23 protein-coding genes and 1 other RNA gene are annotated in these 19,970 nt (G+C 58.0%); 17 read left to right on the top strand and 7 right to left on the bottom strand.

Annotated features, from left to right (window positions below; genetic code table 11):
- Positions 1-223: 223 nt before the first annotated feature.
- The 5 genes from Q4481_RS14980 to Q4481_RS14960 all read left to right on the top strand — a co-directional run bounded on the left by Q4481_RS14980 (position 224) and on the right by Q4481_RS14960 (position 4,819).
- On the top strand, positions 224-1,252 hold the full coding sequence (locus tag Q4481_RS14980) for a flagellar motor protein MotA (protein WP_377353125.1): 1,029 nt from the start codon (positions 224-226) through the stop codon (positions 1,250-1,252).
- A complete protein-coding gene (locus Q4481_RS14975; protein ID WP_304377204.1) occupies positions 1,252-2,280 on the top strand; it encodes a peptidoglycan -binding protein in 1,029 nt (342 codons plus the stop codon). The genes Q4481_RS14980 and Q4481_RS14975 overlap by 1 nt, the downstream gene beginning before the upstream one ends.
- Before the next feature lie 371 nt (positions 2,281-2,651).
- Positions 2,652-3,929, top strand: coding sequence for an MFS transporter (locus tag Q4481_RS14970; RefSeq protein WP_304377203.1), 1,278 nt, complete (start codon positions 2,652-2,654; stop codon positions 3,927-3,929).
- Positions 3,926-4,117 carry a DUF1192 domain-containing protein gene (locus tag Q4481_RS14965; RefSeq protein ID WP_304377202.1) on the top strand — a complete coding sequence of 64 codons (192 nt, stop codon included), beginning with the start codon at positions 3,926-3,928 and terminating at the stop codon, positions 4,115-4,117. The genes Q4481_RS14970 and Q4481_RS14965 overlap by 4 nt, the downstream gene beginning before the upstream one ends.
- Before the next feature lie 3 nt (positions 4,118-4,120).
- A complete protein-coding gene (locus Q4481_RS14960) occupies positions 4,121-4,819 on the top strand; it encodes a DUF1345 domain-containing protein (RefSeq protein ID WP_304377201.1) in 699 nt (232 codons plus the stop codon).
- A gap of 23 nt (positions 4,820-4,842) precedes the next feature.
- On the opposite strand, the gene Q4481_RS14955 is transcribed toward Q4481_RS14960, so the two are convergent.
- Positions 4,843-6,459, bottom strand: a complete 1,617-nt coding sequence (locus Q4481_RS14955) for a TadE/TadG family type IV pilus assembly protein (RefSeq protein WP_304377200.1) — start codon at positions 6,457-6,459, stop codon at positions 4,843-4,845.
- A 219-nt stretch (positions 6,460-6,678) separates the two neighbouring features.
- Here Q4481_RS14955 and Q4481_RS14950 point away from each other — a divergent pair, with 219 nt between their 5' ends.
- From Q4481_RS14950 to Q4481_RS14940, 3 genes are all read left to right on the top strand, one after another.
- Entirely contained in the window at positions 6,679-7,266 is a 588-nt protein-coding gene (locus tag Q4481_RS14950) for a 5-formyltetrahydrofolate cyclo-ligase (RefSeq protein WP_304377199.1), read from the top strand.
- A complete protein-coding gene (locus tag Q4481_RS14945) occupies positions 7,263-8,087 on the top strand; it encodes a TIGR00282 family metallophosphoesterase (RefSeq protein ID WP_304377198.1) in 825 nt (274 codons plus the stop codon). The genes Q4481_RS14950 and Q4481_RS14945 overlap by 4 nt, the downstream gene beginning before the upstream one ends.
- A 112-nt stretch (positions 8,088-8,199) precedes the next feature.
- The gene (locus Q4481_RS14940) at positions 8,200-8,946 is read left to right on the top strand and encodes a YebC/PmpR family DNA-binding transcriptional regulator (RefSeq protein ID WP_304377197.1); all 747 of its coding nucleotides are present in this window, start codon (positions 8,200-8,202) and stop codon (positions 8,944-8,946) included.
- Between the two features lie 62 nt (positions 8,947-9,008).
- Here Q4481_RS14940 and Q4481_RS14935 read toward each other — a convergent pair whose 3' ends face one another.
- Together Q4481_RS14935 and Q4481_RS14930 are read right to left on the bottom strand one after the other, a co-directional pair.
- Positions 9,009-10,007 (bottom strand): LLM class flavin-dependent oxidoreductase, encoded by a 999-nt coding sequence (locus Q4481_RS14935; protein WP_304377196.1) that lies wholly within the window; start codon positions 10,005-10,007, stop codon positions 9,009-9,011.
- A gap of 110 nt (positions 10,008-10,117) precedes the next feature.
- Positions 10,118-10,699, bottom strand: coding sequence for a TetR/AcrR family transcriptional regulator (locus Q4481_RS14930; RefSeq protein ID WP_304377195.1), 582 nt, complete (start codon positions 10,697-10,699; stop codon positions 10,118-10,120).
- 53 nt (positions 10,700-10,752) lie between these two features.
- Here Q4481_RS14930 and Q4481_RS14925 point away from each other — a divergent pair, with 53 nt between their 5' ends.
- Positions 10,753-11,445 (top strand): DUF4336 domain-containing protein, encoded by a 693-nt coding sequence (locus Q4481_RS14925; protein WP_304377194.1) that lies wholly within the window; start codon positions 10,753-10,755, stop codon positions 11,443-11,445.
- A 62-nt stretch (positions 11,446-11,507) separates the two neighbouring features.
- On the opposite strand, the gene Q4481_RS14920 is transcribed toward Q4481_RS14925, so the two are convergent.
- A complete protein-coding gene (locus Q4481_RS14920) occupies positions 11,508-13,805 on the bottom strand; it encodes a methyl-accepting chemotaxis protein (protein WP_304377193.1) in 2,298 nt (765 codons plus the stop codon).
- A gap of 231 nt (positions 13,806-14,036) precedes the next feature.
- On the opposite strand from Q4481_RS14920, the gene ruvC reads away from it, so the two are divergent.
- The 7 genes from ruvC (at position 14,037) to Q4481_RS14885 (ending at position 18,502) form a co-directional block, all read left to right on the top strand.
- Positions 14,037-14,558, top strand: a complete 522-nt coding sequence (gene ruvC, locus Q4481_RS14915) for a crossover junction endodeoxyribonuclease RuvC (RefSeq protein WP_304377192.1) — start codon at positions 14,037-14,039, stop codon at positions 14,556-14,558.
- Between the two features lie 82 nt (positions 14,559-14,640).
- Positions 14,641-15,258 (top strand): Holliday junction branch migration protein RuvA, encoded by a 618-nt coding sequence (ruvA, locus tag Q4481_RS14910; protein WP_304377191.1) that lies wholly within the window; start codon positions 14,641-14,643, stop codon positions 15,256-15,258.
- A 71-nt stretch (positions 15,259-15,329) separates the two neighbouring features.
- Positions 15,330-16,370 (top strand): Holliday junction branch migration DNA helicase RuvB, encoded by a 1,041-nt coding sequence (gene ruvB, locus Q4481_RS14905; RefSeq protein WP_304377190.1) that lies wholly within the window; start codon positions 15,330-15,332, stop codon positions 16,368-16,370.
- Positions 16,370-17,257 carry a metallophosphoesterase gene (locus Q4481_RS14900; RefSeq protein WP_304377361.1) on the top strand — a complete coding sequence of 296 codons (888 nt, stop codon included), beginning with the start codon at positions 16,370-16,372 and terminating at the stop codon, positions 17,255-17,257. Before ruvB ends, Q4481_RS14900 begins: the two co-directional genes overlap by 1 nt.
- Positions 17,258-17,761, top strand: coding sequence for an NUDIX hydrolase (locus Q4481_RS14895; RefSeq protein WP_304377189.1), 504 nt, complete (start codon positions 17,258-17,260; stop codon positions 17,759-17,761).
- Between the two features lie 2 nt (positions 17,762-17,763).
- Complete coding sequence (ybgC, locus tag Q4481_RS14890; RefSeq protein ID WP_304377188.1) at positions 17,764-18,213, top strand: tol-pal system-associated acyl-CoA thioesterase; 450 nt, start codon at positions 17,764-17,766, stop codon at positions 18,211-18,213.
- A gap of 94 nt (positions 18,214-18,307) precedes the next feature.
- On the top strand, positions 18,308-18,502 hold the full coding sequence (locus Q4481_RS14885; protein ID WP_304377187.1) for a hypothetical protein: 195 nt from the start codon (positions 18,308-18,310) through the stop codon (positions 18,500-18,502).
- Between the two features lie 94 nt (positions 18,503-18,596).
- Here the strand turns inward: Q4481_RS14885 and ssrS are convergent.
- From ssrS to Q4481_RS14870, 3 genes are all read right to left on the bottom strand, one after another.
- A non-coding RNA gene (gene ssrS / locus Q4481_RS14880) (6S RNA) lies at positions 18,597-18,753 on the bottom strand.
- Between the two features lie 56 nt (positions 18,754-18,809).
- Entirely contained in the window at positions 18,810-19,181 is a 372-nt protein-coding gene (locus tag Q4481_RS14875) for a cell division protein ZapA (RefSeq protein ID WP_304377186.1), read from the bottom strand.
- 29 nt (positions 19,182-19,210) lie between these two features.
- Positions 19,211-19,483 carry a DUF4164 domain-containing protein gene (locus Q4481_RS14870; protein WP_304377185.1) on the bottom strand — a complete coding sequence of 91 codons (273 nt, stop codon included), beginning with the start codon at positions 19,481-19,483 and terminating at the stop codon, positions 19,211-19,213.
- Between the two features lie 317 nt (positions 19,484-19,800).
- Here Q4481_RS14870 and Q4481_RS14865 point away from each other — a divergent pair.
- On the top strand, positions 19,801-19,970 hold a 170-nt coding region (locus tag Q4481_RS14865), incomplete at its 3' end, for a thiamine pyrophosphate-binding protein (protein WP_304377360.1).

Here is a 19,970-nt window from a genome sequence, read left to right as displayed (position 1 = left end):
AAGCTCCGGATATCAACAGTAATAGAGTAGAAAGGTTAACCGACGGTTACTTTGATGAGGCCAGAACATGCCTGGTGTCATCAACCCGATGAGGGATTGCGCCATTGTCGAGCGGAGAATGGCAGGACGGGAAAGCGGATAGCTGCCCGGTCTTCAATTCCTGACAAACTTCATTTAGGTTCTGAACTCAATTCGGATGCGGCCGAGAAGGAATGAAACGAGCATGGTGTTCTCAGGTGGTGCTAAAAACGAGAATGATGTGAAACCATCAGTTCACGGACGCACGCTGTCCAGTCCGATGTCCTATTTCTGGACGATGATCATATTCCTGATCCTTGCCGGCTTCACTGCGGCGATTCTCTTTCGCCAGGCGCATGCCGCTTTCATTGCCAATCCCGGTCTCAACGGCCTGATTCTGGGTGTATTGGCGGTCGGCATCCTGCTCGCCTTCAACCAGGTTCTCTCGCTTAGACCGGAGGTGCGCTGGTTCAACTCCTATCGGGCCGCTGGCAGTACAGAAAAGGCGGGCCGCGAACCGGTAATGCTTGCCCCGATGCGGGCCCTGATGGCTTCGAGCCAGTCCGGGGCAATCTCGACAACAGCCCTGCGGTCGATCCTCGATTCGATTGCCGCCCGCCTCGATGACAGCCGCGACACGACCCGCTACCTGACCGGACTGCTGGTGTTCCTCGGCCTGCTCGGCACGTTCTGGGGCCTGCTCGGTACGATTGGATCGATCAATACGGTGATCCAGGGACTGGATCCTGGCACCGGTGAGACGGCCGATATTCTCAACACGTTGAAGGAAAGCCTGTCCGCACCATTGCAGGGCATGGGCACGGCGTTCTCGACCTCGCTCTTCGGCCTGTCCGGATCACTCATTCTCGGCTTCCTCGACCTGCAGGCCGGTCGCGCACAGAATCGATTCTATACCGAACTTGAAAACTGGCTTTCTTCCGTCACCGATGTGTCGTCGGATTTTGCTCCGGCTGTGGTGGAAAACCTGGCTGCGGGATCGGCCGAAGAATTCAAGGCGCTGTCCGAACATCTCGCACGGCTCAGCCAGGAAGGCGGTTCCAACCAGCGGTCGACTGCGGCGATGGCAAGCCTTGCCGAGGGCATTCAGGGGCTGGTTCGCAACATGCGTACCGAGCAGCAGATGCTGCGCGACTGGATCGAAGCCCAGCAGGAGGAATCCAAGGCCTTGCGGCGGACGCTTGACAAGCTCACCGACAAGATTGGGGGCCAGTGATGGCACTCCGGCGCCGCGGCAAGGAGCGGACCATCGATTACTGGCCAGGATTCGTCGATGCGTTGTCGACGCTTCTGCTGGCAATCATGTTTCTGCTCACGGTTTTCGTTCTCGGCCAGTTTCTGCTGAGTCGCGAAATCACCGGCAAGGATGAAGTGCTTGCGCGTTTAAACAGTCAGATCAATGAACTGACGGAACTGCTGGCGCTCGAGAAGGGCGGCAAGCAGGATCTCGAGGATACGCTTGCCAATCTGCAGGCGCAGCTCAACAGCAGCGAGACTGAACGGTCGCGCCTGCAGCAACTGCTCGACAAGGGCAGCGGGGCATCAGACAGTGCCAATGCCCGCATCGGCGAACTGACCGGCGAACTTAACAAGGAAAAGGAAATCAGCCAGCAGGCGCTGAGCCAGGTCGAGCTTCTCAACCAGCAGATCGCCGCTCTCAGGGCGCAGATCGCTGCTGTCGAAGAGGCGCTGCAGGTCTCCGAAGCGAGGGACAAGACGTCCCAGGCCAAGATTGCCGATCTCGGCCGCCGCCTCAACGTGGCGCTTGCGCAACGCGTTCAGGAGTTGAACCGCTATCGCTCGGATTTCTTTGGCCGGCTCAGGGAAATCCTCTCGGATCGCGAGAATATTCGCATCGTCGGCGACCGTTTCGTCTTCCAGTCCGAAGTGCTCTTCCCGTCCGGCGCGGCGGAACTCAACGAGGCCGGCAAGGTCGAAATGGCCAAACTTGCCCAGGCGCTGCTCGAACTCGCCAAGGAAATACCGCCCGAAATCAACTGGGTCCTGCGCGTGGATGGCCATACCGACAATGTTCCGCTATCTGGAAACGGTCGCTTTGCCGACAATTGGGAACTGTCTTCGGCGCGGTCGACATCCGTGGTCAAATATCTGATTGCCCAGGGCATTCCGGCCAACAGGCTCGTGGCGGCAGGATTCGGTGAATTCCAGCCGATTGCCGAGGGTGACAGTCCGGAGGCGCGCCAGCAGAACCGCCGGCTGGAGTTCAAGCTGACGGAGAAGTGACGCAAGAGGGCTTGATCGTCATTCGCGGAGAAGGGCGGTGATCAGGATGATCGCGATCATCGCCACGGCTATTTTCCAGAAATCTTTTCGGCGCCTCAGGCCGGGAAGGCCAATCGGCCTGACCAGATGCAAGACCATCAAGACAATGGCGATGGCCGAAAGGATTTTCGTCAATTCTAAAGTTCCCGCCGCTTCATGCCATTAAAACGGCCCTTTTGATGTTCTACTAGCGCATCTCGCTGGTTGGAGGAAGCAGGCAAATCGATTAGAATTGCTTCGTTCCGAGACCCAATGTCCTCCAGCACAAGACCAACTCCGCTGCATTCCCTGAAATCAGACGGAATTTGCAATGCACGAAGCAGAGACTGCTGATGAAACATAATCTGATTTCCGTTCTGGCGCTTCTCACCGGAACCCTGTTCCTCTACCTGGGCAACGGCTTGCATAGCCTGCTGATGCCGATGCGCGGAACGGCAGAAGGCTATTCGGAGACTGTGCTCGGCCTGTTCGGAACATCCTGGGCGGCAGGTTTTGTGCTCGGCTGCATCTTTGCCCGGCAATTGGTGAAACGGATGGGGCATGTGCGTGCCTTTTCCGGCTTCATTTCCATCATCGCGATTACGGCGCTCATGACCGGTATCATTATCGAGCCGACGGCCTGGATTCTGTCCCGCGCTGTGACGGGTTTTGCGACTGCCGCAACCGCAATGATCATCGAAAGCTGGCTCAACGAGCGGGCCAGCAACGAGAGTCGCGGCATGATTTTCTCGCTCTATATTTCGATCACGCTCTTGGGAATTGTCGGTGGCCAGATGATGGTGGCCTTCCAGGACATCAATGGTTCGATCCTGTTCATGATCGCCGGCATCTTCTATTGCGTTGCCATGTTGCCGACGCTGGTTTCGACGGCGCAGTCCCCCAAACCGCTCAGCGAAGTGAAGCTCGATCTCGTTGGCCTTTATCGCAATTCGCCCGTTTCCTTCATCGGTATTCTGCTGGTCGGTATTGCCAACGGTGCCTGGGGCACGCTGGGGGCGGTTTTCGGCGCCAAGGCTGGACTTTCGACGGGCGATGTCGCGCTGATGATGACGATCACCATTTTCGCCGGCGCCGCCATGCAGATGCCGGCGGGCCGGATGTCCGACCGCATGGATCGTCGTTATGTGCTGGCCGTTCTTTCGGGAATCGGGTGGCTTGCCGGTATCCAGATGGCGATCGTTCATCCGCAGAACAGCATCGCGCTCCTGATTCTGGTCGGCATCTACGGGGCTGCTGCCAACGCGCTCTATCCGATTGCGGTTGCCCATGCCAACGACTTTGCCAAACCATCCGATTTCATGAATGTTTCGGGCGGGTTGCTGCTCCTATATGGTATCGGTACGGTCATCGGCCCGACGCTGGGAGGTCCGGTCATGGAACGGTTCGGGCCCTACGCGCTCTTCGGCGTCACCGCGACGGCGCACGGGCTCATCGCGATCTATGCGATCATCCGTTCTCGCTTGCGAGCGGCAATCCCGGTCGGTTCGCGTGAAGCCTATTCCACCGTCTCGAGCGGCACGCCGACCACACCTGAAAGTCTGGCCCTTGACCCGCGCTCGCAAGCCACTGACGGTGGCATCAGAGATGGAAAAGCGGAGGCTGCGGCATGACGTTGGAAGAGGATGATCGCCCGAAGCGTAAATTGTCCCATGAGATCGGCTCCGATCTTTCCCTTCTTTCCGTAGGGGAATTGAGGGACAGGGTCGGCTTGCTTGAGGCCGAGATTGCCAGGCTTCGGAGCGAAATCGATCGAAAATCATCGAGCCGGTCTGCGGCAGAAGACCTGTTCAAGAGGTAAGGCATGAAGCCGATCAAGGATGGGCGGCCGCATCGAGCGGTGGTTTCCCAGTTCATCGCCCATCCGCGACTGATGCTATCCGCATTGATCGGCGTCGCAACCTATCTCCTGGCAGGACCACAGTATGGAGAAGCCGCGCGGCTGCTGATCGGTTGGAATATCGGCGCGCTTTGTTTCCTCGCCATGATGCTGCAAATGATGTCGCGTTCGACCGGCGATGTCATGCGGGCGCGTGCTGTCCGAACCGATGAGGGACGGTTTTTCGTCCTGTCCCTGTCTCTGATTGCCGTCGTTGTCAGTCTGGCTGCGATCGTCATGGAACTGAGCCAGATCAAGACGCCAGATTCGGAGAACTGGCTTTTGCATGTCGCCCTGGCCGTGCTGACGATTTTCGTTTCCTGGGCCTTCATCCAGGCCATTTTTACTGAACATTACGCCCACGAATTCTACATGCATTGGCAAGATGGCCGCAGGATGCCGAACAGCGAAGGCGGGGGACTTGGTTTTCCCAAGGACACGAAGCCCGATTATATCGACTTTCTCTATTTTACGGTAACCATCTCGGTCGCCAACCAGACTGCTGATGTTATGATCGAGTCACGGCCGATGCGAATAGTCGTGCTGGTCCATTCCGTGATTGCCTATTTCTTCAATGCCGCGGTGTTGGCGCTCAGCATCAATATTCTCTCGAACAGCGTTTGACTGCGCCTTTTCATCGAGCAGAACTATTCATCAAGCTTGACCTGGGTGATCCCGGTCTTGATAGCCGCAAAGGCGGCTGCAAGGCCAGACCGATCGGGGACCGGAATGAAATGGGCAGGATTCGTCGCGCACTTCTCAAGGAGTGCGCTGGTCTTGGAATTACTCTCCTCAAGCAGGATTGTGTAGATTTCCACTCCATCCGCCTTGGCATTCGTGCAGGCTTGCAGCGTCTTGGCATCCATTGCTGCAGTGGTCACCGTTGCATCGTTGGTGGTAATGCCGTCCAGCCGGCCATCGACCAGAAAACCGAAGCTTGTATAGGCCGAGCCGAGGGCGCTTGTCGTGTGGCCGAAGAAATTGGTTCCATCTGTCAGAAGAACCATGATCTTGTTCAGGCCTGACGTGCGGGCAGGGAGCCCTTCAGTAAACGGTACGTTCGGCGAAAGCACGCGCCAACCCCAGGCGGCACCTTCCAGAATATTGGTGTTTCCGGCGGCGACCAGTGCATCGATGGCGGATTTGACTTTGGTGTAGTCCGAGGTCAAAGGCGTAATAGCCTGTGTTTCGCACATGAAATTGGGGCCCTTGGCCGCATGATAATTCGAATAGTATGCAGATGCAGAATTGTCCTGGGTAACGCTTGCCCAACTCTTTGCCGATTTCGCCCATTCGGACAAAGTCGTTGGCTTGCTGGTGTAATTGACGCCATAGCGGGTCCGGCGTTCGTTCCAAGTCTGTTGCCGGATGGTTGCCGGGGAATCGGAAAGCCATGAGTTCATGTAGTAATAAGAACCGGGTTCGTCGGCTGCAAAGGTGGGAATGAACAGCGTGTAGGGTTTCGATGCATCCGGCGCCGTGTCAGTCACGGCATAATCCACCCCGTTCACCTTTGGACGGGATTCGATGCATCCCTTCCAGGTGTGGCCAAGGTGGGAATAGAGCGCGAAGCGGCTAACGTCTGCGCCCAGATCCTGCTGGGTAATCGGTGATTGTCCGAGCGCGTCGATCCAGTTCGCTGGGGATTGCGTTACCTTGCCGTTGGACATGATCGCTCCATATTGCGGACCAACATTGACAAAGGTTGCAAAAGGAACCAGGGCGAACTTGAGATTTTCGGTTGCAATCACCTGTTTGTCGAGATCATCGACAAGGGTCTTGGCTGCGGCCTTCATGGCGTTGAGCTTGCCGCCCTCCATTGAGCCAGTCGTATCAAGAACAAGGGCAATCTCGAATTTTGTCTGCGCTACATTGGCTGTAGCAACCCTTGTTACATAGAGCTTCTTGATATCGAGAATGGAGAGAAAGGTCGTCGGCAGGGTGGCCTGTCCGGTGATTTTCACCGTGGAGGTTGTTCGGGACAGGTTGAGCTGAAATGCTTGGCCTTTAAAATTTGCGGCGATGAGCTTTTCGGCGCGAGAAAGAGCTTCCGTATCACTCAAGCTTTCGGTCTTTTGCGCTATCTGCAGAGCCGCGGCATCGACCGCGGTCTGAAGCTGATTGCCCGTGTTGTACTGTCGGGCGAAGTCGATCGCGACACCGATCGAAATAACCATCGGGACCAGCAACAAGGCAAACATCAGTGCAAAGTTGCCGGAGTTCGAGGTTCCAAATCGGGTGATGATTGAGTTTTTTGATTTCATAGACTGATCAATTCATGCCAATGCAATATTTGAAACGTACATCATACATTAGTTAATAAATATGTATTAATGTATAAAAAATAATCAATTGCATATTACATGATCAAATTTACGAATTGTCAGTTTTCCTGGACCGAACGCGTCTGGTTTAGTCGTGACCTCCGTTGCCGTTCGCAGGGTTTCGCCTTATGGAGATCCGATTGAAGACGGGATCGAAGCATGACCGCAAAATCTCTGAAGGCGCAGCTGCGGCAGGAGCGCCTGGCGTTGCGTGACGCCATACCGGCTGATGCCCGGATCGAAATGAGCCTCGCCATGGCGGATCTCGCCGGCGATGCGATCGATATTGCGCCGGGGGAGATCGTTTCTGGCTTTTTTCCGATCCGCTCGGAAGTGGATATTCGGCCGCTCATGCACCGGCTTGCGGCGCGCGGTGCTAAGCTGGCCTTGCCGATCGTACAGGATCGCCAGACCATCGTATTTCGCGAACTGGTGGCCGGTGCCCCGCTGGTCGATACCGGGTTCGGCACGACAGGTCCGGGGCCGGAGGCTGCCGTTCTAGATCCATCGCTGCTTTTAATGCCGCTTTCGGTCTTCGATGATCAGGGTAACCGCATCGGCTACGGCGCCGGCCATTATGACCGGGCAATCGCACGCCTGCATGCGAAGGGCATGAAACCGAGGCTCATCGGCATTGCCTTCGATTGCCAAAAGATCGATGCGGTTCCCGCCGAACCGCATGATGTTCCCCTTGATGCGATCCTGACCGAAAGCGGTCTCAGGCAGTTCGAAAGGAAAGAAGCATGAGGCTGTTGTTTCTCGGGGATATGGTCGGACGATCCGGTCGTCAGGCGGTCTGGGATCGGTTGCCGGGCCTTGTTTCCGACCTGAAACTCGATTTCGTGATCGTCAACGGCGAAAATGCCGCCGGCGGTTTCGGCATTACCGAAGATATCCTGATTTCGACGCTCTCGGCCGGTGCCGATGTTGTGACCACCGGCAACCATGTCTGGGACCAACGCGAAGCGCTGGTGTTTGCCGACCGGCAGGATCAGTTCTTGCGGCCGGCGAACTTTCCGCCCGGTACGCCCGGCAAGGGGTCTGGTCTCTATATCGCTCGCAATGGCGCGCGCGTGCTGGTCGCTAACATCATGGGACGCGTATTCATGCATCCGGATCTCGATGATCCGTTCAAGGCCGCGGAAGTCATTCTGGACGCCTGCCCGCTCGGCGAGCAGGCCGATGCGGTGATTTTCGATTTTCACGCGGAGGCGACCAGCGAAAAGCAGTGTTTCGGCCATTTTGTCGATGGGCGCGCCAGCTTCGTCGTCGGTACCCACACCCATGTGCCGACTGCCGATCACCAGATCCTCAATGGTGGTACGGCCTATATGTCGGATGCAGGCATGTGCGGCGACTACGATTCCTCGCTCGGGATGGAGAAGGAAGAGCCACTCAACCGCTTCCTGAGCAAGGTGCCGCGCGGTCGTTTCGAGGCCGCAAACGGTCCGGCGACGATCTGCGGTGTCGGTGTCGAAATATCCGATCGGACAGGATTGGCGGAAAAGATAGCGCCGCTTCGGCTCGGTGCGCGGCTGTCGGAGACCGTTCCGGATTTCTGGCGATAGGGTCGGACCGGAAGGTTCCGGCCCTTGCGGAAAAGCGCTGACCCTCTTGAATGCAGGGCAGCCAGACAATATAAGGCCGCATCCTAGACATCAGACAATCTGCAGGGGTGCCATGGCCGGCCATTCACAGTTCAAGAATATCATGCACCGCAAGGGTCGCCAGGATGCGATCCGTTCCAAGCTGTTTTCGAAGCTCGCGCGCGAAATCACGGTGGCGGCCAAGACTGGCCTTCCTGATCCGTCCATGAATGCAGCGCTTCGCCTGGCGATCCAGAACGCCAAGGCCCAGTCGATGCCGAAGGACAATATCGACCGTGCGATCAAGAAGGCATCCGGTGCCGATGCTGAAAACTACGATCAGGTTCGCTACGAAGGTTATGGTCCCGGTGGCATTGCCGTCATCGTCGAAGCGCTGACCGACAACCGTAACCGCACAGCGTCGAATGTGCGCTCCACCTTCACCAAGGCGGGCGGCGCTCTCGGCGAAACCGGCTCGGTTTCCTTCTCCTTCGATCATGTCGGCGAAATCACCTACAAGCTTGCGGCTGGCGATGCCGACAAGCTGATGGAAGCCGCGATCGAGGCAGGTGCAGACGATTGCGTATCCGACGAGGATGGCCATACGATCTATTGCGCGTTCGAAGCGATCGGCGAAGTTTCCAAGGCCCTCGAAGGCATTCTCGGCGAAGCTGAAACCGTCAAGGCGATCTGGAAACCGCAGAACACCATTACCGTCGATGAAGAACGGGCGCAGTCGCTGCTGAAGCTAACCGATACGCTCGAAGACGATGACGATGTCCAGAATGTCTATACCAACATGGATATTCCCGAAGAGGTCATGGCCAAGCTTTCGGGCTGAGACGCCGTCTTTTAACTGAATGACGAACCGCCAGCGATCCGGTCGCTGGCGGTTTTTTATTGTCAGTCTCTCGTCGGAGCAAAGGCCGGCAAAGCCGCAAAATGTTCGAGGGAGCGGATGCGGGCGGCAAAATCGTGAACCGGCGTCGAGACGATCAACTCATCGATGCTGGTCTCGGCAATGAAGGTATCGAGCGTCGCAGCCGCGGTTGCCGGCGAGCCGACGATCGCATAGCGCAACGTGTGCTCGACATTGATCCGCTCCATTTCGGTCCAGATCGCATCCATATTGTCGACTGGACGCGGAAACAGGCCGCGATTGTTGCGGCGCAGGTTGATGAACTGCTGCTGCGACGACGTGAAAAGGTATCGGGCCTGTTCGTCTGTGTCGGCAATAACCCCCATCACGCCTGCCATCACGTAGGGTTGGGCGAGCGAAGCGGACGGCTGGAAACGGGAACGGTAGATATCGATCGCCTCAAGCAGCATGTCGGGTGCGAAATGCGAGGCAAACGCATAGGGCAGGCCGAGGGCCGCAGCGAGATGGGCGCTATAGAGGCTTGAGCCGAGAATCCAGATCGGCACCTCGGTTCCGTAGCCCGGAACGGCAAGTATCTGGCCCGGCTGCGATGTTCCTAGATAGGCTTGCAATTCGACGATATCATTCGGGAAACTATGAGCTCCGGCTTCGAGATCGCGGCGAAGAGCACGCGCCGTGCGCATGTCCGTTCCCGGTGCTCGGCCAAGTCCCAGATCCACCCGGCCTGGAAAGAGATGTGCCAGCGTTCCGAATTGCTCGGCAATCACCAGCGGCGCGTGATTGGGCAGCATGATGCCGCCGGAGCCGATACGGATCCGTTTGGTTGCGCTGCCGATATGGCCAATCAGTACCGCGGTCGCCGCGCTGGCGACGGCCGGCATGCCGTGATGTTCGGCCAACCAGTAGCGCTGGAAGCCGAGCTCCTCGGCGCGGATGGCCATGGCGCGGCTATTGGCGAACGCATCCGAAATGGTGCTGCCTTCCGCCACGGTGGCAAGATCGAGAATGGAAAAGGGTATCATGAAGAGACTCGGAATTGCGAATGTCAGCTGCAGGTGGGGTCTAAATCTCCGGAATCAAGGTCCACGGACAAAGGAAAGCCCCCGATTCCCAATCTCTGCCCAGAGCCGCCTCAGCGCGGCGGACGTTCTCCGATCCCTTCGACAACAATGCGGATGATGTGTCTGATTTCATTTTCAGCGAATTGCCCATTGCTCAGGGCCGAAAGCATCGCCTGACCATAGATGCCGAGGAGCACGAGTGCCATGAAATTGGGGTTCTCATCCTTGCGAATGATACCCTGCCGCTGCCCGAGAAGCAGGATGTCCCTCACGAGCCCCTGGAAGGAAGGCCGGTCTGTCGGCGGCTCATTGGTTGGCCTTTCGGCTGGGGAAAGGGCTAGCCTTGCAAGCGAGGGGTTTGCCAGACACCAGCGCGCACTGTCGAGAAAGACGCTTTCGAGCAACAGAAGCACGTCTTCGTCGGCCTCTATCCGAATGCGATAGGGCGCATCAGCGGCCTCCACGCGCGCGATGAGTTGCCAGGCGATTTCGTCCTTTGAGGCGAACAGGTTGTAGACCGTCTTACGGGTCAGGCCCGCTCGCACTGCGATCTCCTCAACGGACGTTGCAGCCAGGCCTTTCTCGCGAATGGCTGCATCGGCAGCATCGAGAATGAGGTTGCGGGATCGTTGCGTTCTCTTTGGGATTGTCATAATTATACATTAGTGTAAAAATACACACATGTAAAGATTTATGAGGAATCCGCATGCTAAAGGAGTTCGGTCCGAATATCTGGATTGCCGATGGGACCGTGGTCACGGCCGCAGCCGGTTTCCATTATCCCACCCGCATGGGGGTGATCCGGCTGGCCAATCACGATCTCCTCCTCTGGTCGCCGATTGCCTTGTCGGATGAACTCGGCGCCGAAGTGGAGACGTTGGGCACGGTGCGCTATCTGATTCCGCCGAATGCGCTCCATCACACATTCCTTGGTGACTGGCAGCGGGCTTATCCCAGCGCCCTTGTCTATGCTCCGCCCGGGCTGCGGGAGAAACGCAAGGATATCCGGTTCGACGCGGATTTCGGCGATGGTCCGGTCGCCGCCTGGGCAGGGGAGATCGATCACGCGATCATGTGGGGCAATCGGATCACAACGGAAGTCGTCCTGTTTCACCGCGAAAGCGGGACCGCAATCTTTACCGATCTTATCCAGCAACTCCCGCGCGGATGGTTTAAAGGCTGGCGGGCGCTTGTTGCCCGGCTGGACCTGATGACCGCTGATGAACCTGCGGTGCCACGAAAATTTCGCTTGGCCTTCACTGACCGTCAAGCCGCGCGGCTATCTCTGGAGACCATTCTGGCATGGCCGACGCAAAAGGTGATCATAGCCCATGGCCCTCCGATCATCGAAGACGGCCAATCCTTCCTGCGTCGAGCGTTTCATTTTCTATCACGTTAGGCGGCGATTCCGCTGCACTGTCTGGACGTAAGATACTGACCCGGACGCGAGCAAGCGCGGTGTCAGGCTGATCTTCGCCAGGCGGATGGTTCGTGCTGCGCGAACTGGAACTGGCCGATCCTGCCATTCATTTCACCGGCCTCCTGAGCCAACTGGTGCGTCGAAGCGGTGGTCTCCTCCACCATTGCGGCATTCTGCTGCGTCATACTTTCGATCTGGCCGATGGAGCTATTGATGTTCCTTAGCGTTTCGGCTTCCTCACGTGTCGATTCCATCATGCCGACGATATGGCGATTGATCGATTCGACATGAGTGCCGATCGCTTGCAGGGCCTGTCCGGCTTTCTCGACCAGCGAGACACCTGTGTCGACTTCCGCCGTCGATTTGGTCAGCAGTTCCGAAATCTCCTTAGCCGCCCTGGCCGAACGTTGGGCCAGTTCGCGCACTTCCTGGGCGACGACGGCGAAGCCCTTTCCGGATTCGCCCGCACGAGCAGCTTCGACCCCTGCATTCAGCGCAAGGAGATTTGTCTGGAAGGCGATTTCGTCGATGACCGAGACGATCGAATTGATCTCTTGCGACGAAGTCTGGATTGCTTCTATCGCCTTGATCGTCTGTTCCATGATCTGAGCCGAAGCGCGCGTGCCGTCATTGGCATCCTTGGCAATCTTGGTTGCCTGCTCTGCACGCGCCATCTGCTGTCTGACGGCTTCGGTAATATGGCTGATCGCGGACGCTGTTTCGCTGATCGCAGCCGATTGCCGTTCGGTCCGTTCGGCCAACTGATCTGCCGAACTGCGCATTTCCTCGGTACCGGCCTTCACAGCGTTCGAATTGTGGCTGATTGCGGTGAGCGCGTTGGCCAGCTGCTCCACCGATGCATTGAAGTTCACGCGCAGTCCATCGAGTGCCGGCGGAAACGACTGCTGGATCTGGTAGGCGAGATCGCCGCGCGCAAGCCTGTTCAAGCCTTCCCCCAACATGGAAACAACCGACTGGAGACTGTCGGATTCTGCTCTCTGCTGGTCAGCGCGTGCTTGTCTTTCCTTCTCGTCAGCAGCACGAAGGGTGGCGGTCTGGGCTTCGAGCTCGCGTTGGTTGACAAGGGACGAACGGAAGCCCGCGAGTGCGCGTGACATCGTGCCGATCTCGTCATGACGGTTTTCGCCTTCGATCCGGGTATCGAGGGCCCCGGACGCCACGGCCTCGGTTGCCTTTGCAAGCCGTCCGAGGGGAGCGAGCATGCGGCGCAGGACGAATCCAGAAATTACTGACGTGATGATGAGAACGATTGCCCCGGCCGCTGCCAGAAGGAACGCGATTTGGAGCGTGCCCGATGCCAGTTCGCTGTCAAGGATGCTCTCTGCGATCAGAAACCGCTCTGTACCAACCGATACCGGCATATTGAAGCTGGTCGCGGCGCCATCCGTACGATCGAACTGTGCGACGGTCATCGCGGCATCGGCAAAGGCCGCGTCCCGGAACGTGAATGCTGCGGGATCGAGTGCCACGAGCTTGCCGGCGGCATCCGTGCTGATGACAGTTCCATCTGCGGAAATGATGCTGGTCTTCGCCGAACTATCCTTTGCAATGCCCATGGTCATGATCTTGCCGATGGCATCATCGCGAACCTGAAAGATGAAGATGCCCCGCAACTGGCCAAGATTGACGAGTGGAATGGCGACGTAGATATCCGAACGCCCGGTGGTCGCATTCACGGAAAGACCGGAAAACACGGCTGCGACATCATCGGTCTGAGCCTTGGCGACATTGGCTGTGGTTTGCGCAAACACCTTGCCAAGGCTGGTCTGGGCCAACTCCGGTGCGGTCGCGTTTTCGCCGAAGTTTTCAAGCTTCTTGTAGGAGTAGATGACGTTTCCCTTGCCATCGAGCATCAGCATGTCGCTGAAATGGGTCGCCGGTAGCAATTTGGCGAGTTCCGGCTGTAGTTCTTCATGTGCCGAGTAATAGTAGCCGCCGGGCCCTTCCGGCTTGAGGAGTTTTTCCCGCTCGTCGGCCGGGTTTGGATTGCCAGTGACAAAGAATTTCTGAAGCTCGGCCTTTGCCGCGCCGGGTGTCTTGTCGAGCGATTTCCATGCGCTCTTGAGATTGACCATCGCCTTGCCGAGCGTTTCAATCTTGGCGATCGAGGTGGCCTGATCCTGGATGATGTCGAATTCGTTCTCAAGATTGGCAGCGCGGAAGGTCAGGACGCTCTGCATCGCCTCCCTGGTCTGGTCGAGAAAAATCCTGTCGGAGCTGCTGTAGCTCAAAATGGCAAGCGCGCATATGGAAAGGAAAACCATACCGAGAAATATCGCGATAACTTTTGCCTGCATGGATTGAAACAGCTTCGACATGGACGTCTCTCATTCAGCGTGATCGTCACGGCTTTGCGCGGCTTTGCCGGTCGCGCCTCGATTTTGGCAAATCCGGATGCGAGATCTGCGTTGTGGGATTCTTCGCTAGAGTGCTTAATTAGCGGTAAAGAAATAAAGCGCGCTTTGCGAGAAATCTTTGTCCTGCAACAAGGGGCGCTTGCGTGCGTCAGCAGTTGGCGATCCTGAACTGCACGCCCTATACATAACGACATGAACAACCTGATTCGCATCATCGGCATCGATCCGGGCCTTCGCCGCACCGGCTGGGGTATCATCGAGACGCTTGGCAATTCGCTGAAGTTCGTCGCATCCGGCACCGTGACCTCCGATGACAAGATGGATCTGGCCTCCCGGCTCTGCCAGCTGCATGATGGTCTCGCAGACGTGATCCACAGCCACAAGCCGGACGAGGCTGCCGTCGAACAGACCTTCGTCAACAAGGATGCCGTGGCAACGCTCAAGCTCGGCCAGGCGCGTGGCATTGCCATGCTGGTGCCGGCGCGGGCCGGTCTCCCGGTCGCCGAATATGCGCCGAATGCAGTCAAGAAATCCGTGATTGGTGTCGGTCACGGCGAAAAGCAGCAGATCCACATGATGCTCAAGGTGCTGATGCCGAAGGCGACATTCGTCGGCAACGATGCCGCCGATGCGCTGGCGATTGCCATCTGTCATGCCCATCACCTCGGCGGCGCGGCAAGCCGGCTCAAGGCGATGGCGCGCATCCAAGGCTAGTTTGTTCTTGACCTGTTCTCGTCGGCATGCATAGTCCAGCGGCTGAACCAGGCATTTATTGATCTCATTTCCAGGCGCGAACATGATCGGCAAGCTCAAGGGCACTATCGAGGAAATCGGCGAGGATTACGTGCTCGTCGATGTGCACGGTGTTTGCTATGTCGCCCATTGTTCGGCCCGGACGCTGTCGCGGATCGGGTCCGCCGGCGAGGCGGTGGTGCTTTTCATCGAGACCTATGTCCGCGAGGACCAGTTTCGCCTGTTCGGTTTCCAGACGGCGCTCGAACGGGAATGGTTCCGGCTGCTGCAGATCGTGCAGGGCGTCGGCGCCAAGGTCGCGCTCGCCATTCTCTCGACCCTGACGCCATCCGAGCTTGCCAATGCGATTGCGCTGCAGGACAAGACGGCGATCTCGCGTGCGCCCGGCGTTGGCCCCAAGGTTGCCGTTCGCATTCTCACGGAACTCAAATCCAAGGCGCCCGCTTTTTCCGGCGACATGTCGGGTTCGATCGGGCTCAAGCAGGAACTTGGCGAAGGTGTCGCCGCAGCTCCGGTGGCGGATGCGGTGTCGGCGCTCACGAACCTTGGTTATTCACGTGATCAGGCCGCCAGCGCGGTCGCCGCGGCGTTGAAAACGGCGGGTGAGGGTGCCGACAGTGCCAAGCTGATCCGGTTGGGTCTGAAGGAACTGGCCCGCTGACGGGCGTTTGCAATCCGGCGGCAACCTGTTAAGCGGAAAGCAGGTACCGCCGACGGCATGGATACGAATCGATGAATGGTCCCAATCCCATCCTGACGCCGGAAAAGCGCGGCGAAGATCTCGACAGCGCCTTGCGCCCGCAATCGCTCGATGAGTTTACCGGCCAGGCGGAGGCGCGCGCCAATCTGAAAATCTTCATCGAAGCGGCGAAAAACCGTGGCGATGCCCTCGATCATGTGTTGTTCGTTGGGCCGCCGGGCCTCGGCAAGACGACGCTGGCGCAGATCATGGCCAAGGAACTCGGGGTCAACTTCCGCTCGACCTCCGGTCCGGTCATTGCCAAGGCCGGCGATCTTGCCGCACTCCTGACCAATCTCGAAGAGCGCGACGTGCTGTTCATCGATGAAATTCACCGCCTCAATCCGGCGGTCGAGGAAATTCTCTATCCCGCGATGGAGGATTTCCAGCTCGATCTGATAATCGGAGAGGGGCCTGCTGCCCGTTCGGTCAAGATAGACCTGTCGAAGTTCACCCTCGTTGCGGCCACGACCCGCCTCGGCCTTCTTACCAATCCGCTGCGGGATCGCTTCGGGATTCCGGTTCGCCTGAATTTCTACACGGTCGATGAACTCGAGCTGATCGTTCATCGCGGTGCCCGCCTCATGGGTCTTGGCATGACGAGTGAAGGGGCGCGTGAGATCGCCCGCCGAGCCCGCGGCACGCCGCGTATCGCCGGGCGCCTGTTGCGCCGGGTGCGCGATTTTGCCGAAGTGGCCAAGGCAGAGGCCGTAACCGCCGAGATTGCCGATATGGCGCTGACGCGGCTGGATGTCGATTCGATGGGTTTTGACCAGCTCGACCGCCGCTATTTGACCATGATCGCCACCAATTTCGGTGGCGGGCCGGTGGGTATCGAAACCATTTCTGCCGGGCTGTCCGAGCCGCGCGACGCGATCGAAGATATTATCGAGCCCTATCTGATCCAGCAGGGTTTCATCCAGCGCACGCCACGGGGGCGCGTGCTGACTGGGAACGCCTGGAAGCATCTCGGTCTCAATCCGCCCGCCAATCTCGTCGCCACCCAGTTCGGCCTGTTTCAGGACGAGGAATGATGCTGACCCGGCGTGGTTTTCTGAAATTCGTCTGGCGGATGATGCTCGCGGGAGCCGCTGTAACAACCTATGCCACCGGTGTGGAGGCGATGGGGACGCCCGACGTCACCACCTTTCGTCTGACGCCGAAAGGCTGGACGCCCGGATTGAAGCTCAGGATCGTCGCTCTTGCCGATTTCCATGCCTGCGAGCCCTGGATGGATGCGAAACGGATCTCAAAAATCTGCGCGCAGGCCAACGCGCTCGGCGGCGATGTGATCCTGCTTCTGGGCGACTACGTCGTTGGGCCCAATATTGTGCTTGGCCGCATTGCGCCGGAAGCCTGGGCAGGTTCGCTTGCGCAACTGGCGGCCCCTCTCGGCGTCCATGCGATCCTCGGCAATCACGATTATCACGACGATGCCGACTACCGCCGCGACTTCATCGTTCCGACCGCAGCCGAGCGGGCTCTTGATGCCGTCAACATTCCGGTGCTCGTCAACCGGGCCATTCGACTGGAAAAGGACGGACATGGTTTCTGGCTGGCCGGCCTCGGCGACCAGATGGCGACGGAACCGGTTACCTTTCGCCGTGGCATCGATGATCTCGAAGGATTGCAGCGGCAGATCACGGATACCGATCCCGCGATCCTGCTTGCTCATGAGCCGGACATTTTCCCGCAAGCCGGTGGCCGGTTTTCGTTGACACTTTCGGGCCATACGCATGGCGGACAGGTGAACCTGTTCGGCTGGCGCCCTGTTGCCGCCTCGCGCGGATCACGGATCTATCCGGTCGGACACTATCATGAAGGCGGGCGCGATCTCGTGGTCTCGCGCGGACTGGGCTGTACCGGAATGCCAGTGCGGATCGGTTCCTGGCCGGAAATCCTCGTCGTGGAACTGGGGTGAATGATGCGAAAAATGGTGCGGATCGATGCCGATCCCAATCTCTTCAACTACCGGATCGCAGGGCTTGCCCTGCGCAATGGCCATCTGCTCGTTCATCGTGCCACCCACGAACCCTTCTGGACCTTGCCCGGCGGGCGGGCGGAAATCGGCGAAGATTCGCGCGAAACGCTCCGGCGCGAGATGGTTGAGGAGCTGGAACACGAGACCGAAATCGGCAACCTGCTCTGGGTGGTGGAGAACTTTTTCTTCTTCGACAATCGCCGCTATCACGAACTCGGTTTTTACTATCGCATGGCAGTGCCCGACAGTTTCCCATTCGCTTCAGGAGAGATCGTTCATCGCATCGCCGATGGTGGCAGCGACCTGGAATTCAAATGGGTGCCGGCGAATGAAGCAAGCCTCTTGGCGCTGCCATTGCAGCCGAATTTCATTCCCGGTCGTATCGCAAATCTGCCGATCGTGACCGAGCATCTCGTCTGGCATGAGACCGTACCGGAAGGCTGAACATGACGACGTCGTTTGAGTTTCCGCTCAGTGGCCGCATGACCGAACAGGGTCATCAACTGGTCCAGCGCGTCTATTACGAAGACACCGATTTTTCCGGTGTCGTCTATCATGCGCGCTACCTGCACTTTCTCGAGCGCGGACGGACCGATTTCATTCGCTGTCTCGGCATCGAGCAGAGCAAATTGGCCAACCCGGAAGAGGGCGAGGCGCTCGTCTTCGTCGTCCACCGTATGGAGATCGACTTCAAAAGCCCGGCGAGGATGGACGACATCCTGAGCATCACGACACGCTGCGAGAAAGCCGAAGGCGTGAAAATGATCCTGCAACAGGAAATCCGCAGGGATGCGACCCTCTTGATTGCGGCTCGGGTCATCATTGCCTGCATCAACGGCAATGGCCGGCCCCGGCGACTGCCAGCGGACGTCGTTTCCGCCCTTGTAGAAAATTAATCCTGTTACCTACGATACACCGACCGCATAAAATCGCTGCCATAAACGTTTCCAAGCCGAGGATGAAAGCGACGGCTGGTGAGGCGCGGGAACGATGCACAAACTGATGATCATGACTTTGGTGACGGCCGTTGCAGGCCTTGCGCTCTATAGTGCTGCGCCCGCCGAACGCCTGCCGCTGACCGAACTCGCCCGTACGACAACCAAATCGGAATGCCGGATCGTGAGCGACATGAAGTACGATTACGAAGGCAAACCCTACATTAAAAAAGTCCGCATCTGCGCCTGAACCCCCGTTCGCAGTCGCAGCATGCATGAAGCCCGGTCCGCCGCCCTGCAGGACCGGGCTTCGCCTTTTTAAACTCGGTCGGATGATCGGGAAAGCGCGGTCCATGGCAACCGATGGATATGTCGATCCCTGGTGCCTACAAAGTAGGTGGGCGCCATGTGCTCAAGCCCACAGGCCGGAACAGGGACAGCTCCCTTAAGATCGAGTATGGCCCGGGGAAAAGTTTATCCTGTCGCGAGGCACAGACCGCATCTTCTATATAGCGTTGATCCGGTGAAAGCGAAAGGGCTGTTCCAGCGAATATGGATCAATCGACCGAAGCCGGTGCATTGATCTTGGCGGCAATGGCCTTGACCTGACTTGCGAGCTCGCCCAGCACAGCGGCCACGTTCTCATCATTCTTTTCAGAAACGGCAGCCATGCCGTCGCGGCTCTGGCGAAGCTTGTCGATTTCTGCTTCCAGGCCCGTCAGGCGGCGGTTGGCGTCAGAGAGTTCATCCATCACCATGATGGCCGCCATCACGGTCAGCCGCAGGTCGCCGATTTCGCCGAACTGGCCCTTGAGATGGGTGACATAGCGATCGAAATTGTCTGCCAGACTGGTGAGATGGGCTTCCTGGCCTTCCTCGCAGGCCATGCGATAGGCCTTGCCGTCAATCGTTACCGTTACCTGCGCCATGTCGAATTCGTTTCCGATCCTGCTTGCGATCAGCGGTCCAGAACCGCTCTGATCGTTTCCATCGCCGTTACCAGCCGTCTGGAAACTTCGCGATTGACCTCTTCCAGCCGGTTGGCGCGGAATTCGGACTGGTCGAGTTCCTGACCAAGGCGCGAGCGGTCGGCATGGATGCGCTTGACTTCTGCCTCGAGTTCGGCGGAATCGCGTTCTCGATCAAACCGGGCTTCGATCGCCCGGTCGAGCTCCGCCAATGCCCTGCGCAGTTCTTCCATTGCCAAATTGACCATTGCGCCTGCTGGCATAGTCGTCAATGTCCATTTCGATCGAATCGGTACCGGTCCGGCCGGACCATCCTCAAACCGATAGTATGGGAAGCTTCCGCCTGTCGTCAATTGACCAAAGCAACGCAAAATCAGGCAATTCTGTGGAAGAGTTGCAGCATCGCATTGCCGCCGGAAATCCGGACCAGGATCATCTTACGTGATGAATGGATAAATTCTTGGATTGGGTTGCCCAAAGCCGGTTGCTGTTTATTGACTCCCTTGCCTTAACTGCTATGTGTCCCCCAGCTTTGAGAGCCGTAGCGAATAACGGCCACAGATCTCGGGAGAAGGCGACAATGAGCGCACGTGAACAGCATGATCGCATGGCGAATGCGATCCGGTTTCTTTCCATGGACGCCGTTGAAAAGGCGAATTCGGGCCATCCGGGACTTCCGATGGGGGCGGCCGATATTGCCACGGTGCTGTTTACGCAGTTCCTGAAGTTCGATCCGAAGGCGCCGCTGTG

Source organism: Fluviirhizobium alvei (genome assembly GCF_030551875.1).
GTDB classification, from domain to species: domain Bacteria; phylum Pseudomonadota; class Alphaproteobacteria; order Rhizobiales; family Rhizobiaceae; genus Rhizobium_E; species Rhizobium_E alvei.
Note: the sequence above shows the minus strand (reverse complement) of the source record. Positions and strands in the feature narration are given on the sequence as shown.

Coding starts and splice junctions, on each gene's coding strand:
- Q4481_RS14950 (WP_304377199.1), top strand. CDS start 6,679: ATGACCGCAAAATCTCTGAAGGCGCAGCTGCGGCAGGAGCGCCTGGCG.
- Q4481_RS14935 (WP_304377196.1), bottom strand. CDS start 10,007: ATGATACCCTTTTCCATTCTCGATCTTGCCACCGTGGCGGAAGGCAGC.
- Q4481_RS14980 (WP_377353125.1), top strand. CDS start 224: ATGGTGTTCTCAGGTGGTGCTAAAAACGAGAATGATGTGAAACCATCA.
- Q4481_RS14975 (WP_304377204.1), top strand. CDS start 1,252: ATGGCACTCCGGCGCCGCGGCAAGGAGCGGACCATCGATTACTGGCCA.
- ybgC (WP_304377188.1), top strand. CDS start 17,764: ATGACGACGTCGTTTGAGTTTCCGCTCAGTGGCCGCATGACCGAACAG.
- Q4481_RS14970 (WP_304377203.1), top strand. CDS start 2,652: ATGAAACATAATCTGATTTCCGTTCTGGCGCTTCTCACCGGAACCCTG.
- Q4481_RS14885 (WP_304377187.1), top strand. CDS start 18,308: ATGCACAAACTGATGATCATGACTTTGGTGACGGCCGTTGCAGGCCTT.
- ruvC (WP_304377192.1), top strand. CDS start 14,037: ATGAACAACCTGATTCGCATCATCGGCATCGATCCGGGCCTTCGCCGC.
- Q4481_RS14955 (WP_304377200.1), bottom strand. CDS start 6,459: ATGAAATCAAAAAACTCAATCATCACCCGATTTGGAACCTCGAACTCC.
- Q4481_RS14960 (WP_304377201.1), top strand. CDS start 4,121: ATGAAGCCGATCAAGGATGGGCGGCCGCATCGAGCGGTGGTTTCCCAG.
- Q4481_RS14940 (WP_304377197.1), top strand. CDS start 8,200: ATGGCCGGCCATTCACAGTTCAAGAATATCATGCACCGCAAGGGTCGC.
- Q4481_RS14875 (WP_304377186.1), bottom strand. CDS start 19,181: ATGGCGCAGGTAACGGTAACGATTGACGGCAAGGCCTATCGCATGGCC.
- Q4481_RS14870 (WP_304377185.1), bottom strand. CDS start 19,483: ATGCCAGCAGGCGCAATGGTCAATTTGGCAATGGAAGAACTGCGCAGG.
- Q4481_RS14965 (WP_304377202.1), top strand. CDS start 3,926: ATGACGTTGGAAGAGGATGATCGCCCGAAGCGTAAATTGTCCCATGAG.
- Q4481_RS14920 (WP_304377193.1), bottom strand. CDS start 13,805: ATGTCGAAGCTGTTTCAATCCATGCAGGCAAAAGTTATCGCGATATTT.
- Q4481_RS14900 (WP_304377361.1), top strand. CDS start 16,370: ATGCTGACCCGGCGTGGTTTTCTGAAATTCGTCTGGCGGATGATGCTC.
- Q4481_RS14945 (WP_304377198.1), top strand. CDS start 7,263: ATGAGGCTGTTGTTTCTCGGGGATATGGTCGGACGATCCGGTCGTCAG.
- ruvB (WP_304377190.1), top strand. CDS start 15,330: ATGAATGGTCCCAATCCCATCCTGACGCCGGAAAAGCGCGGCGAAGAT.
- Q4481_RS14925 (WP_304377194.1), top strand. CDS start 10,753: ATGCTAAAGGAGTTCGGTCCGAATATCTGGATTGCCGATGGGACCGTG.
- Q4481_RS14895 (WP_304377189.1), top strand. CDS start 17,258: ATGATGCGAAAAATGGTGCGGATCGATGCCGATCCCAATCTCTTCAAC.
- Q4481_RS14930 (WP_304377195.1), bottom strand. CDS start 10,699: ATGACAATCCCAAAGAGAACGCAACGATCCCGCAACCTCATTCTCGAT.
- ruvA (WP_304377191.1), top strand. CDS start 14,641: ATGATCGGCAAGCTCAAGGGCACTATCGAGGAAATCGGCGAGGATTAC.